Annotated in this window: 13 protein-coding genes; 5 read left to right on the plus strand and 8 right to left on the minus strand. The window is 72.6% G+C overall.

The genetic code is table 11. The features are described 5' to 3' along the window. Positions 1 to 102: 102 nt before the first annotated feature. A complete protein-coding gene (locus tag K2224_RS34685) occupies positions 103 to 1743 on the minus strand; it encodes an LCP family protein (RefSeq protein ID WP_221911096.1) in 1641 nt (546 codons plus the stop codon). Further along, complete coding sequence (locus K2224_RS34690; RefSeq protein ID WP_221911097.1) at positions 1736 to 2281, minus strand: DUF6542 domain-containing protein; 546 nt, start codon at positions 2279 to 2281, stop codon at positions 1736 to 1738. Before K2224_RS34690 ends, K2224_RS34685 begins: the two co-directional genes overlap by 8 nt. 314 nt (positions 2282 to 2595) lie before the next feature. Between K2224_RS34690 and K2224_RS34695 the strand changes: the two genes are divergently transcribed. The 5 genes from K2224_RS34695 to recX all read left to right on the plus strand — a co-directional run bounded on the left by K2224_RS34695 (position 2596) and on the right by recX (position 8164). Then, on the plus strand, positions 2596 to 2790 hold the full coding sequence (locus K2224_RS34695) for a DUF3046 domain-containing protein (RefSeq protein ID WP_221911098.1): 195 nt from the start codon (positions 2596 to 2598) through the stop codon (positions 2788 to 2790). A gap of 45 nt (positions 2791 to 2835) precedes the next feature. Continuing rightward, positions 2836 to 4065: an AI-2E family transporter gene (locus tag K2224_RS34700; protein ID WP_398202830.1), complete on the plus strand. Its 1230-nt coding sequence runs from the start codon at positions 2836 to 2838 to the stop codon at positions 4063 to 4065. Positions 4066 to 4528: 463 nt separating this feature from the next. Then, the gene (locus K2224_RS34705; RefSeq protein ID WP_221911099.1) at positions 4529 to 6007 is read left to right on the plus strand and encodes an MFS transporter; all 1479 of its coding nucleotides are present in this window, start codon (positions 4529 to 4531) and stop codon (positions 6005 to 6007) included. 354 nt (positions 6008 to 6361) lie between these two features. Next, a complete protein-coding gene (gene recA, locus K2224_RS34710) occupies positions 6362 to 7489 on the plus strand; it encodes a recombinase RecA (protein ID WP_221911100.1) in 1128 nt (375 codons plus the stop codon). A gap of 6 nt (positions 7490 to 7495) precedes the next feature. Then, the gene (gene recX / locus K2224_RS34715) at positions 7496 to 8164 is read left to right on the plus strand and encodes a recombination regulator RecX (RefSeq protein WP_221911101.1); all 669 of its coding nucleotides are present in this window, start codon (positions 7496 to 7498) and stop codon (positions 8162 to 8164) included. A gap of 169 nt (positions 8165 to 8333) precedes the next feature. On the opposite strand, the gene K2224_RS34720 is transcribed toward recX, so the two are convergent. From K2224_RS34720 to K2224_RS34740, 6 genes are all read right to left on the minus strand, one after another. Further along, positions 8334 to 8711 carry a rhodanese-like domain-containing protein gene (locus tag K2224_RS34720; RefSeq protein WP_221911102.1) on the minus strand — a complete coding sequence of 126 codons (378 nt, stop codon included), beginning with the start codon at positions 8709 to 8711 and terminating at the stop codon, positions 8334 to 8336. A 79-nt stretch (positions 8712 to 8790) separates the two neighbouring features. After that, positions 8791 to 9330, minus strand: coding sequence for a cysteine dioxygenase family protein (locus tag K2224_RS34725; protein WP_221911103.1), 540 nt, complete (start codon positions 9328 to 9330; stop codon positions 8791 to 8793). A 100-nt stretch (positions 9331 to 9430) separates the two neighbouring features. Continuing rightward, on the minus strand, positions 9431 to 9517 hold the full coding sequence (locus K2224_RS41500) for a putative leader peptide (protein ID WP_311624691.1): 87 nt from the start codon (positions 9515 to 9517) through the stop codon (positions 9431 to 9433). After that, positions 9510 to 11345 carry an FAD-dependent monooxygenase gene (locus tag K2224_RS34730; RefSeq protein WP_221911104.1) on the minus strand — a complete coding sequence of 612 codons (1836 nt, stop codon included), beginning with the start codon at positions 11343 to 11345 and terminating at the stop codon, positions 9510 to 9512. The genes K2224_RS41500 and K2224_RS34730 overlap by 8 nt, the downstream gene beginning before the upstream one ends. A 184-nt stretch (positions 11346 to 11529) precedes the next feature. Continuing rightward, entirely contained in the window at positions 11530 to 12453 is a 924-nt protein-coding gene (locus K2224_RS34735; protein ID WP_221911105.1) for an amino acid ABC transporter permease, read from the minus strand. A 91-nt stretch (positions 12454 to 12544) separates the two neighbouring features. Continuing rightward, positions 12545 to 13192, minus strand: coding sequence for an amino acid ABC transporter permease (locus tag K2224_RS34740; RefSeq protein WP_221911106.1), 648 nt, complete (start codon positions 13190 to 13192; stop codon positions 12545 to 12547). Between the last annotated feature and the right edge of the window lie 27 nt (positions 13193 to 13219).

A 13219-nucleotide genomic window follows, 5' to 3' on the forward strand; every position in this document is an offset into this window, starting at 1 on the left:
AGGCGGCGGGTCCCCGGACCGTACGGCCGCCGGTGCCGCCGGTGCCCCGGTGACGGCCGGGGGGTTCGGCGGTCACCGGGGCCATCGGAGGCTCTCCGGGCGTCAGTTGACGCAGGGGATGCCGCCCTCCTTGACGGAGTCGCCGGCGAAGGCGTCCGACGGGACGGGCGCGGGGGAGGCGTCCTTCTTGGAGGTGTCCGCGGAGGTCTCCGGTGCCGCCGGCGGGGCCGTCGTCCCGGTGGAGGGCGGGCCGGTGAAGTCGCCGCCCAGGATGACCTGGACGTGTCCGGCGGGTACCGAGGCCGAGGAGACCGGCGCCCCGGTGCTCATCCGGTCGGCGATCTGCCGGGCGGCCTCCTGGGCGCCGGCGCCGTAGCGGACGGCGGTCTGCTGCCGGGCGGCGGCGTTGTCGGCGCGGCCCGCGGTGTAGCCCAGGGCGGCCAGCGCCTTGAGCGTGTCGCCCGCGGCCCCCGGCTTCGCCCGCCCGGCTCCGTTGAGGACGTCGACGGTCGCCGGGGCGGCCTTGGTGGACGGCGACGGGCTCGGCCCGCCCGTCTGCCCCGGACTCCCGCCTATCAGCGACTGCACGATGGACCGGATCTTGGGGACGTCCACAAGGTTGACGGACTCGCGGTTGCGGGTGGCGAAGCCGGCGATCGGCAGGGTGTGGAACACCACGTTCCCGCCGGTGAGGTTGGTGGCCTGCTGGGCGAAGTCCAGGACGTCGAACTTGCTGTCGATGACCAGGTCCTTCTTCACCACGTCGAACAGCCCCTGGAGCTTGCCCAGGTCCGTGAAGACCCCCTGGCTCTTCAGCTTGTGGGTCACCGAGGAGATGAACGCCTGCTGGCGGTGGGTGCGGTCCAGGTCGCCGCCGTCCAGGCCGTGCCGCTGCCGGACGAACGCCAGCGCCTGCTTGGGGTCGAGCTGCTGGTGCCCGGCGGGGAAGTCGGCGCCCGAATAGCGGTCCTTGACCGGGTGCTTCAGGCACACCTCGATCGGCTGGAGCACCTTGGCGATGTCGTAGAAGCCCAGCAGGTTGACCTCGGCGAAGTGGTCGATCGGCACCTGGAGGAAGTTCTGGACGGTCGCCAGCGTCGCCTCCCGGCCCGCCTCCCGGCTCCGGCTCTCCAGATCGGCACCCTTGACCCCTTGGGCGGAGAGCTTGTCGTGAGCGACCGTGTAGGCGTTGGCGTACGCCTCCTTGATCTTGAAGTGCCCCTGGGAGGAGCCGTCCCCGTTGAAGGTCTGCACATAGTCGTCGCGCGGCACGGAGAACGCGGTGACCTTCCCGCCGTCCGCCGGAATGTGCATCAGGATCAGGGTGTTGGTGTTGTAGTAACCGATGTCGCTGGAGCCGGCGTGCAGCTGGTCCTTGACGAACTCCCGCGGCAGGTCGTTGCCGTTCATGTCCTTGCGCGAGTCCAGGCCGATCAGCAGCAGGTTGACGGAGTTGTCCAGGTGCTTGGGCGCGTCCTTGCCGCCGATGGCGTTGAGCGCGTCGGAGGTGTTCAGCCCGCTGCTGACCCAGTTGTACGCCGCCCAGGACACCCCACTGGCCAGGAGGACCAGCGCCGAGGAGAGGGCGAGCGCGGTCCGTCCCACGACGACCAGGGGGGAGCGCCGCCGCCCGGCGCGCCCGTTGCCCGCCCGGCGGCGCGTGGCCCGTCCACCGGTCCCACCGGCCGCCCGTCCACCCGCTCCGTGGGCACTGCGCCCCTCGGGGCCGTGCTCGTCATGCACCGCTGTTCCTCCTGCTCCGCTCACGGCCGCCGCGCCGGCCGGCCCTCATGCCCCGGATCGCCAGCACCACGACCAGTGCCGCCTCGGCCGCCGCCATGGCCGGGAACCCGTCCACGGCCCAGCGCACCGCCGTCGTCGTCAGGCCCTTGCCCTGGACGTTTGTGGTGCCCGCCAGCTGCTCGCACACCACGGTGAGCGCCGCCACCACCAGGGGCGGTGCGGATATCAGCCACCAGGCGCCCGCCCGGGTGCACGCCTTGCCGGCCAGCGCCGCGCCGAGCGCCGCGGCCACCGCGCAGATCCAGCCCGGCCGCCCGTCGAGCGCCGTACCGGCCGCGGCGCCCGCCGCCGCCAGCACCAGCGCCACCAGGGCGGCCCGGACCGCTCGCCGCCCGTGGCCGGCGGCCGGCTCGACGCCGTCCGGCCCCGGGTACCGGTCGTCGTGGCGACGGGGGCCCGGAACCCGGCGCCGGGCCGGTACCGGATCCCGCGCCAGGTCGTCGTGCCCGTTGAGGGCGTCGGTGCGCTGACCTGTCATTCGCATCCTTTGGACGGCCGGACCGGTGGGGCGGTCACGGGCATGCCGCGCGGCGGCAGAAGAGGGTGGTTCCGGCCGGGAAGACGACGAATGCGCCGCACCGGTTGCACATTCGAATGCATCATTGCGCAATTTGGCAAGTGTTTCGGCGTCGATCGGATCCGGCCACCGGGCGCGCGGTGTGCGGCGGCGCCCGGTCCTCGCTGGCCTTTCGTCCGCCCGTGGCGGTATGAAGGGGAGCCGGGCCGGGCTGCCCCTCCGGGCACAGGGCCTGGGTAAAACGTGCAGGCCGGAGTGGGTGCGAGGCGGGAATCATGCGGTTGACGGTGTTCTGGGAGCGGATGGCGGACCACTTCGGCGCGGGCTACGCCGACTCGTTCGCCCGCGACCATGTGATGTCGGAGCTCGGCGGCCGCACCGTCCACGAGGCACTGGCGGCGGGCTGGGACGCCAAAGAGGTGTGGCGGGTGGTCTGCACGGTGATGGATGTGCCGCAGGACAGGCGGTGAGCGGACCGGGGCCGGGTGTCGGCGCGGTGCGCGACACTTGGCAGCGTGTCCGTGACAGATGAGATCAGCAGCCACGACGGCCCCCGCCCCGACGCACCGCGGCGGGACCGGCCCGGCGACCTGCGCGCGGAGCGGATGCCGCGCTGGCTGCCGCGCGCCATGGTGCTCGCGCTCGCCCTGGTGGCCTGTTTCCAGCTCGCCACCTGGGGGTTCCACCAGCTGATCGGCCTGCTGCTGAACGTCCTCATCGCGTTCTTCCTGGCGCTTGCCGTCGAGCCGGCCGTCGACTGGATGGCCGCCCGCGGCATGCGGCGCGGGCTCGCCACCGGCCTGGTCTTCCTCGCGATCCTCGTCGGCACGGTCGGCTTCTTCGCGCTGCTGGGCTCCATGGTGGCCGGCCAGATCGCCACCATGGTCGAGGAGTTCCCGCAGTACCTCGACTCCGTCATCAGTTGGATCAACAGCACCTTCCACACCCATCTCTCCCGGGTCCAGGTGCAGAACAACCTGCTGAACTCCGACTGGCTCCAGAAGTACGTCCAGGACAGCGCCAACAACGTCCTGGCGATCTCCGCGCAGGTGCTGGGCGGGCTGTTCAACCTCCTCACGGTCGCGCTGTTCTCGTTCTACTTCGCCGCCGACGGCCCCCGGCTGCGGCGGGCGCTGTGCTCGGTGCTGCCGCCCCGCCGCCAGGCCGAGGTGCTGCGCGCCTGGGAGATCGCCGTCGCCAAGACCGGCGGCTACCTCTACTCCCGCGGCCTGATGGCGCTGATCTCCGGGGTGGCGCACTACGTCCTGCTGGAGATCCTGGGCGTGCCCTACGCCCCGGCGCTCGGCATATGGGTCGGCCTGATCTCGCAGTTCGTCCCGACGATCGGCACGTATCTGGCGGGCGCGCTGCCCATCCTGATCGCGTTCACCGTCGACCCCTGGTACGCACTGTGGGTCTTCGGCTTCGTCGTGGTCTACCAGCAGTTCGAGAACTACCTCCTCCAGCCGCGGATCACCGCCAGGACCGTCGACATCCACCCCGCCGTCGCCTTCGGCTCGGTGATCGCCGGTACGGCCCTGATGGGCGCGGTCGGCGCGCTGATCGCGATCCCGGCCACCGCGACGCTGCAGGCGTTCCTGGGCGCGTACGTCAAGCGGTACGAGGTCACCGCGGAGCCGCGGGGCCGCGTCCGGGTGCGGCGCCGGCGCGGGGGCCCGGAGGAGGCCGGGGCGCCCGAGGCGGGTCCGGTGGCGGACGACGACCGGGAGAAGGCCGGGCGCTAGGGCCTGCGCCAACGAACCTTGAGCGTGTGCCATCGAACTTTGACGGACGCGAGTTTGTGTCATCGAAGATTGATCACGCCTGGTCAGAGGTGGGGAACCCGTGGCCGGGCTCCTGGGCTGCGACGCAATCTGTGAGGCAAAAGGCTCGGAGGTGTCGTACCTTGATCAGGCTCCTGCTTCGGAGGTCTCCGCGGCGGTGGCAGGATCTTCTGCTCCTTCGGTGCCGTTTTGAGGTGACTTCCTATAGCCCAGGCCATGTAGCCGTCCGCGTTCCCCGCGTGCTGTTGTGTCGCACGTGTCCGGGGCGGACGTCGCGCTGGCCTGAGTTGCGTCACCCTCCCCCGCCGTTTTCTTCCTTCTCCCGGGTGCAGCTCTGCCGTCTGCCCCGGGTTTCGTGTTCTCTGGCCCCGGCGTGGCCGTCGGCATGGGCTTCCCGGTCCCTTGGATCAGGAGTTTTCCCGTCGTGTCATCCTCCGCGCTCAACCACGAGCCGCAGCACACCACCCCGTCCCCGGACGGCCCAGCACCTCACCACCCGAAAATGGCCTTGGCCGCCCGGATCGCCCTCTTGGTCCTGCTGACCGCCGAGCTCATGGACCTCCTCGACCAGTCGGTCGTTCTGACCGCGCTGCCCGCGATCCAGGAGTCGACCGGCGCGGGACCGTCCGCGTTGCAGTGGCTGACCACCGGCTATTCGCTGCCCATCGCCGTCGGTCTGACCACCGGCGGTCGCCTCGGCGACCTCTACGGCCGGCGCCGGATCCTTCTGTTGGGCACCGTCGTGTTCACCGCGGCCTCGCTCCTGTGCGGCCTGGCCGCCGGGCCGCACATGCTGATCGGCGCCCGCATGCTCCAAGGCGTGGGAGTGGCGCTGATGATCCCGCAGGTCCTGGCCACCCTCCACGTCACCTTCGACGGCGAGAGCCGCAGCAAGGCGTTCGGCCTGTACGGAGCCGTCCTCTCCATCGCCAACGTCCTGGGCCCGGTCATGGGCGGCCTACTCACCGAGGCCGACCTCTTCGGGCTGTCCTGGCGGCCGATCTTCCTGGTCAACGTGCCCGTCGGCCTCGCCGTGCTCCTCCTCGGACGCAAGTTCATCCCCGAGTCGTCGGTCCAGAACGCCGACCGGCTCGACCTGACCGGCATGGCACTGTCCGCGCTGGCGATCGTCCTGATCGTCTTCCCCCTCTCCGAGGGTCACCTGCATCACTGGCCGCTGTGGTGCTTCGCCCTGCTCGGTGCGGGTCTCCTCATGCTGGGCGTCTTCCTGCGCCACCAGCAGCGCAAGCAGGACGACGCCCCGCTCGTGCCGCTGTCCCTCTTCCGGAACCGGCAGTTCTCCGGTGGCACGGCCGCGCAGCTCATGCACGGCCTGCTGTGCGGGCTGTTCTTCATGACCTGGACCCTCTACCTCCAGCAGGGCCTGGGCATGAGCCCCCTCCACGCGGCCCTAGCCTTCGTACTGCTCTCTCTCGGAGAACTGGCCGGTGCAGCCATCGCGGCGAAGAGCGCCGGACGCTTCGCCCGCCGCCTGCCCCAGACCGGAACCCTCATCACGATCACCGCGACGGCCGGCTACGGTCTCCAGGCCGCCGCAGGCGAAGGGGAGCTGACACTGCTCGGGATGACCGCTCCGGTGGTACTGATCGGCTTCGGCCTCGGCATGGTCAGCGGCCCGCTCGCCGACCTGTCACTGGCCCGGGTCCCGCACGAAGACGCCGGGGCCGCCTCCGGCCTGTTCAACACCGCGATTCACCTGGGCATCGCCCTCGGCACCGCGCTGACCGCCCTGGTCTTCTTCGCCACCACCGGCGGGTCACCCAACGCCGGACTCAACCGCGAGGCGTTCATCACCGTGCTGTGGTGGGTCGCCAGCCTCCTCGCCCTGATGTGGGCACTGATGTTCTGCCTGCCCAAGCAGAGGAACAGCCCGGCCAACTGATCCACCCCACGGACCACCACCTGCCGGATCCCCGACAGCGTCGAGGAGCCGGCAGGTCCTCCGTGGCGGCCGCATTCATCGCCGGCACTCAAAGTTCGATGGCACACGATCAAGGTTCGATGACACAGGACAGTCCGGGCGGCGCGACGGCGGGGCGTGCGCTGCGCTTGACACCAAAATCGAACATCCATTCTTATGGGGAAACCGGCCGCCTGACGCGGCTGCGGCCCACGGAGCCCCGGGGTCGTGCGCGGAGTTATCCACAGGCCGGAGCCGGGTCCGGGCGCATTGTCAGTGGCAGGGGTTAGCGTCATGGACGTGAAGCGATCGACTCAAGCAAACCGGGTGGAACCCATGGCAGGCACCGACCGCGAGAAGGCGCTGGACGCCGCACTCGCACAGATTGAACGGCAATTCGGCAAGGGCGCGGTCATGCGCATGGGCGAGCGGTCGAAGGAGCCCATCGAGGTCATCCCGACCGGCTCGACCGCCCTCGACGTCGCCCTCGGCGTCGGCGGCCTGCCGCGCGGCCGGGTCGTGGAGATCTACGGACCGGAGTCCTCCGGTAAGACCACCCTGACCCTGCACGCGGTGGCGAACGCACAGAAGGCCGGCGGCCAGGTCGCGTTCGTGGACGCCGAGCACGCCCTCGACCCCGAGTACGCGAAGAAGCTCGGCGTCGACATCGACAACCTCATCCTGTCCCAGCCGGACAACGGCGAACAGGCGCTGGAGATCGTCGACATGCTGGTCCGCTCCGGCGCCCTGGACCTCATCGTGATCGACTCCGTCGCCGCCCTGGTGCCGCGGGCCGAGATCGAGGGCGAGATGGGCGACTCCCACGTCGGCCTCCAGGCCCGTCTGATGAGCCAGGCCCTGCGCAAGATCACCAGCGCGCTCAACCAGTCCAAGACCACCGCGATCTTCATCAACCAGCTCCGCGAGAAGATCGGCGTGATGTTCGGCTCGCCGGAGACCACGACCGGTGGCCGCGCGCTGAAGTTCTACGCCTCCGTCCGGATCGACATCCGCCGGATCGAGACCCTCAAGGACGGCACCGAGGCGGTCGGCAACCGCACCCGCTGCAAGGTCGTCAAGAACAAGGTCGCGCCCCCCTTCAAGCAGGCCGAGTTCGACATCCTCTACGGCCAGGGCATCAGCCGTGAGGGCGGCCTGATCGACATGGGCGTGGAGCACGGCTTCGTCCGCAAGGCCGGCGCCTGGTACACCTACGAGGGCGACCAGCTCGGCCAGGGCAAGGAGAACGCGCGCAACTTCCTCAAGGACAACCCCGACCTGGCCAACGAGATCGAGAAGAAGATCAAGGAGAAGCTGGGCGTCGGTGTGAAGCCGGTGGACGTCGCGGAGCCCGGCGCGGACGCCGCGGGCCCGGCGGAAGCGGCGGACGCGGCGGCCAAGGCCGCGCCGGCGGCCGCCACCAAGAGCGCCAAGGGCGCCAAGGCCGCGGCGGCCAAGAGCTGATCCGCCATGACACGGCGAACGGAATGGCCGGACGGCGCGGGCTTCCCCGGCGCTGCCGGCGACGCCGAGAACCGTAGCGGCCGCATGGGCGGCGCCGCCCCCGAGGACGGCGCCGCAGCCAGGGACGGCGGTGGTTCCCTCCCGTCGAGGGCCGGGTCGGAACCGCCGCGCACACCCGAGGAGCAGGCGCGGGCGATCTGTCTGCGCCTGCTCACCGGGAGACCGCGCACCCGCCGGCAGCTCGCGGACGCCCTGCGGGAGCGGGGCATCCCCGACGAGGCGGCGGACGAGGTGCTCGCCCGCTTCGAGGACGTCGGGCTGATCGACGACGCGGCGTTCGCCGACGCCTGGGTGGAGTCCCGGCACCACGGCCGGGGCCTGGCCCGCCGCGCCCTGGCCCGGGAGCTCCGCACCAAGGGGGTGGACTCCGCCCTGATCGACCAGGCCGTCGGCCGCCTCGATCCGGAACAGGAGGAGGCCACCGCCCGCGAGCTGGTCGACCGCAAACTGCGCACCACCCGCGGCCTGGACCGCGACAAGCGGCTCCGCCGGCTGGCCGGCATGCTGGCCCGCAAGGGCTACCCGGAGGGCCTCGCCCTCCGCGTCGTCCGCCGGGCACTGGAGGAGGAGGGCGAGGACCCGGAGATCCTGGACTCCCACCTGCCGGACGCCTGACGGCCCCGGCGGGCGGCAGCCCGGTCCGCCGCGGCCTGCCCACTCTCCCGGCTCCACCCCTGCGCCCTCCCTCAGGACCGACCCCGGCGCCCCACCGGACGGTCGCGAGCACCCGCCGGACCGATACCGGTCCACCGCCGCAGAGGTACCGGCCACCACCGGACCGGTGCTAGCGCTCCACCGGCAGCCCCGCCGCGCGCCACGCCTGGAAGCCGCCGATCAGGTCGGTCGCGTGGTGCAGGCCCAGCTGGTGCAGGGAGACCGCCGCCAGACTGGAGGCATAGCCCTCGTTGCAGATCACCACGACCGGCAGGGCGTGGTGGGTCGCCTCGGGGGCGCGGTGCTCACCCGTCGGATCGAGCCGCCACTCCAGCTCGTTGCGCTCGACGACCAGCGCCCCGGGGATGGTGCCGTCGCGCTCGCGCAGCAGCGCATAGCGGATGTCCACCAGCAAGCCGCCGGCCTTCTGGAGCGCCGCGGCCTCCGCCGGACCCACCCGGCTCAGCCCGCGCCGGGCCCGTGCCAGCAGGTCGTCGATCGCGCTCATGTCGCGAACTCCCCTCGCCCGACCGCGTGTTCACGCGGCGCCCCGCTTCCTGTCCCGGGCCCGCTCCGCCCGGCCCCGCTCACCACTCCTCCGGCCGCTCGACCTCTTCCAGCCGCAGCACCGCCCCGTTGCGGCTGTACCGCCGCATCAGCGGCAGCGGCGGATAGTAGGCGTGCACCGACACCGCGTGGGTGTCGGGGGAGAGGTTGAGCACCTGATGGACGTGGTGCGGGCCGAACGCCCGCCCCCGTCCACCGCTCAGCCGGCGCTCCCGGTCGACGCCGTCGGCGAGCTCCAGCGTGCGCCACCCCTCGGTGGGGAGCGCGGCGGCCAGCGACTGCTCGGTCAGCTCCCCGGCGGCCGCCGCGAAGGCGCCGCGCGAACCGCCGTGGTCGTGCCAGCCGGTGCCGCTGCCGGGCGGCCAGCCGATCAGCCACGCCTCGCTGCCGCCCGGCCCGTCGAGCCGGATCCAGGTCCGGCCCTCCGGATCGAGCGGCAGGGAGGCGACCAGCGTCCGGTCGGCGGCGGTACGGCGGACGAAGTCGAGGAGTTCGGCGGCGCCGGGGCCGCCGTCATGGGCGCGGGCACGCGGCCGCGCAGGGGTGTGTACATCGGGCACGGGAACCGTCCTGAGTGATCGTGCGGAGCGCGGCCGCCGGATACCGGGCAACTGCCGCGCAGGGAGGGCCACCGCGGCAGCACGGCCGGGGCGGTGGGGATCAACAGGACGGACGACACATGCAGCCCGCATAGCGGAGCAGGTCCAGATGGACCCTCCGCCAGAACCGCGAGCTGTGATCAGTCACTCTCGGAGTCAAGCACGGAGTTTCCCGGAGGGTCAACCGGCCCCGACGCCGGCCCCGAGCCCGGTGCCGGGTCGGCCGCCGGGTCCGCCGCGGCACCGTCGGGCCGCTCCCCGGAGTCCTGGGCGGCCCCGCCGGGGGACGTCCGCCGGCCGCCCTCCGCGGGCGCCCCGCCGCGCACCGCGTCCGCGCAGGCGGCCAGTTCGTCCGGCCGCACCCCGGACAGCGCGGCGACCAGATGGCCGTCGGGCCGGACCACCAGCACGGTGTGCGCCGCGGCGCCCGGATACGCCTCGGTGACCAGGACCTCCGCGCGCATCGGCAGCGCGGCCACCGCCTCCGTCAGACGGGGCATCAGCCCCGCCGACTGCCAGTGCCGCTGGTCCCACACCCCCGTGCCGGGCGCCACCAGCACCACCAGCAGTCCCCGGTCGAGCCGGTCGCGCAGCCCCACCGACGCACCGTCGGAGGCGGTCACCGGCACGTCCACCACCGGTGCCCCCGGGAGGGTGCCGACCGCCGTCCCGCCGGGCAGGGCCGCGGGCGCCGCCAGCGGTGTCCGCGGATAGGACGGGGCCGCGCCGAGCGGGCCGCGGCCCAGGTGCCCGTCGGTCAGCAGGGTGCTGCGCCCGCGCACCGCGCCCGGCAGCACCGTCCGCCAGCGCACCGCGCCGCCGTCCCGGAGCAGCGGAAGCGCCGAGTCGGCGGCCCGCAGCCGGGCGGCGACCGCGGCCCGGCGCTCGGCCTGGTAGCTGTCCAGCAGGGTCTCGGAGGCGCCCTGGTGCCAGGCCAGGCCCAGCTTCCAGGCGAGGTTCTCGGCGTCCCGCAGCCCCTCGTCCAGTCCCTGGGTGCCCAGCGCGCCCAGCAGGTGGGCGGCGTCGCCGGCGAGGAAGGCGCGGCCCCGCCGCCACGTCCGGGCCAGCCGGTGGTGGACGGTGTGGACGCCGGTGTCGAGGAGTTCGTAGGGGGGGACCAGACCGGTGCGGCCGCGGCCGGCCGGCGCGCCGTCCTCGTCGGCCGACCCGTCCGCCGCCTCCGTCGCCCAGCCGGCCAGCGAGTCGCGGATCCGGGCCACCAGCGCGTCCGGCGTCACCAGATCGCGCCCCGGGGGGAGCAGCCAGTCCAACCGCCAGACCCCGCCGGGCAGCGGGCGGGCGGAGACCTCGCTGACCCGGCCGCCGCCGTGCCGGGCCGGCGAGCGGTGCAGCAGCGCCTCGCCGGGCCAGGGGAGTTCGGTGCGCAGCGTGGCCACCGCGTGCCGCTCGACGGCGGTGCGGCCGGGGAAGCGGACGTCCAGCAGCTTGCGCACGGTGGACCGCGGGCCGTCGCAACCGACGAGGTAACTCCCGCGCCACCAGGTGCCGTTGGGGCCGCGGGTCTGGGCACTCACGCCCTTCTCGTCCTGTTCGAGGGCGGCCAGCCGGCTGCCGGAGACGACCTGGGCGAGCGGTTCGCCGGCCAGCGCGGCGCGCAGCGCGCGGGTCAGCGCGTGCTGGGGCAGGTGCAGCGGGGACGCGTCGGCGGTCGCACCTTCGGCGCCCTCCGCGCCGTCCGGGGCAGGGGGGGCGAAGGCGACCCGTTCCAGCAGCCGGCGGCGGCGCATGGTGCGCCAGGCCGACCAGCGGGCGCCGGCGCCAGCCAGGGCGTCCGCGCAGCCGAGCCGGGCGGCGAACGCCGCGGTGTCCGGGCGGAGTACGACGGTGCGGGCGGGCCGGGCCGCCTCCTCGCCGCCGGTCTCGTCGAGGACGACGACGGGCACGCCGTTCCGGGTCAGGGCGAGGGCGAGGGCGAGACCGACCGGGCCGGCCCCGGCGACGATCACCGGCTCCACGGGGCGGCTCCCAGGATCCGGCGGTACGTACGGGACGTGCGGGAACGGGCAGTGGGAGGCCGGTGCGTGATCACACAGCGTATGCAACCCATTGCGGCCGTCGCCGTCAAGTGACGGAGGCGGTGGCGCCGTTGCCACCGCCTCCGGACGGTCCGGTACCGGCCGCGCGCGGCCGGACCTCCCGTCAGTCCTTGGTGCCGGCCGGTGCCGCGGCGCCCTCCGCGGCGTCCGCGGCGGCCACCGGTTCGGCGGCCGGGGCCACCTCGATGCCGGTCCGGGCCCGGCGCCCGCGCCGCTCGATCCAGTTGGCCAGGGCGGACAACGCCAGGCACATCGCCACATAGATGCTGCCGATGACGATGATCACCGGGATGTAGGTGTCGTTGCCGTTGACGATGATGTTGGTGCTCATCAGGCGGGCGGTGTAGAGGAGTTCCTCGAAGGTGATGATGTAGCCGAGCGAGGTGTCCTTCAGGGTCACCACCAGCTGGCTGATGATGGTGGGCAGCATCGCCCGGATCGCCTGCGGGAGCAGCACGGTCGTCATGACCTGCGTCTTGCTCATGCCGAGCGCGTACGCGGCCTCCCGCTGGCCCTTGGGCACGGCGTTGATGCCGGCACGCAACACCTCCGCCTGCACGGAGCCGTTGTAGACGGTCAGCCCCGCCACCAGCGCCCAGAACTGCGGCTGGCTGCCGGTCAGGCCCAGGGCGTCGCGGTTGCTGAGCAGGACGACCCACAGCGCGTAGATCGTGATCAGCAGCGGCACCGCGCGGAACAGCTCGATGAAGCCGGTGGCCAGCCAGCGGATCGGCTGGTGGTCGGAGAGCCGGGCGACCGTCAGCAGCAGACCCAGCGCCAGCGACAGCACCGCCGCCACCGCAAAGACCTGAAGGGTCGTCAGAACGCCGTCGCGGATGCCGGTGCGCACCCCGGCGTAGTTGAAGATCTCCCAGACCTTCGGGTCCAGTTGGCCCTTGGCGTCCAGCCGCAGGACGGCGAAGGCGATCAGCCCCAGCACCGCCAGTGCGCCGAGGACGCTGTAGACGCGGTTGCGGGCCCTCGCCTTCGGCCCCGGCACGTCGTAGAGAACGCTCGCGCCACTCATGCCCCTACCTCGCTTCGTCCCGTCCCGCCGGTGCGCGGCCACGGCGCCCGTCCGTACGTGTCGTTCCTGGTGTCGCGGTTGCCGGATCCGTTCATCGGGCGACCTCCAGTCGGCGCTCCAGCAGCCGGAACAGGCCGCTGACCGCGAAGGTGATGACGAGGTAGGCCAGCGCCGTCCACAGGAAGATCCAGGCGATCGGGTAGCCCCGGTCGTTGAGCAGCTTGGAGACGTTGAACAGCTCGCCGTAGCCGAACGCGCCGGCGATCGCGGAGTTCTTGGTGAGCGCGATGATGATGCTGCTCAGCGGCGGGATCACGGTGCGGGCCGCCTGCGGCAGCACGATCAGCCGCAGCGTCTGGGAGAAGGTCATGCCCAGGCTGCGGGCCGCCTCCGCCTGGCCCAGCGGCACGGTGGTGATGCCGGACCGCACCGCCTCGCACACGAACGACGAGGTGTAGAAGCCGAGCGCCAGCGTGCCCAGGACGTACGGGCTGGCGCCCTGGAAGAGGATCTGCGGCACGACGAAGAAGGCGACCAGGAACAGCAGCGTCAGCGGCGTGTTGCGCAGCACCGTCACCCAGGCCGTGCCGAAGGCGCGCAGCGGCGGGACCGGAGAGACCCGGAAACCGGCTATGAGCACGCCGAGCACCAGCGCGAGCAGCGCGGCGGACGCGGTGATCGCCAGGGTTCCGAGGAACCCGTCCCGGAACTCGGGCAGATAATCGAGGAGTACGTTCATGGGGTCTCCGCGGTAGCGGTCGGGTCG

The organism is Streptomyces sp. BHT-5-2, assembly GCF_019774615.1.
Taxonomy (GTDB): Bacteria; Actinomycetota; Actinomycetes; order Streptomycetales; family Streptomycetaceae; genus Streptomyces.

Coding starts and splice junctions, on each gene's coding strand:
- K2224_RS34690 (WP_221911097.1), bottom strand. CDS start 2,281: ATGACAGGTCAGCGCACCGACGCCCTCAACGGGCACGACGACCTGGCG.
- K2224_RS34695 (WP_221911098.1), top strand. CDS start 2,596: ATGCGGTTGACGGTGTTCTGGGAGCGGATGGCGGACCACTTCGGCGCG.
- recA (WP_221911100.1), top strand. CDS start 6,362: ATGGCAGGCACCGACCGCGAGAAGGCGCTGGACGCCGCACTCGCACAG.
- recX (WP_221911101.1), top strand. CDS start 7,496: ATGACACGGCGAACGGAATGGCCGGACGGCGCGGGCTTCCCCGGCGCT.
- K2224_RS34720 (WP_221911102.1), bottom strand. CDS start 8,711: ATGAGCGCGATCGACGACCTGCTGGCACGGGCCCGGCGCGGGCTGAGC.
- K2224_RS34735 (WP_221911105.1), bottom strand. CDS start 12,453: ATGAGTGGCGCGAGCGTTCTCTACGACGTGCCGGGGCCGAAGGCGAGG.
- K2224_RS34740 (WP_221911106.1), bottom strand. CDS start 13,192: ATGAACGTACTCCTCGATTATCTGCCCGAGTTCCGGGACGGGTTCCTC.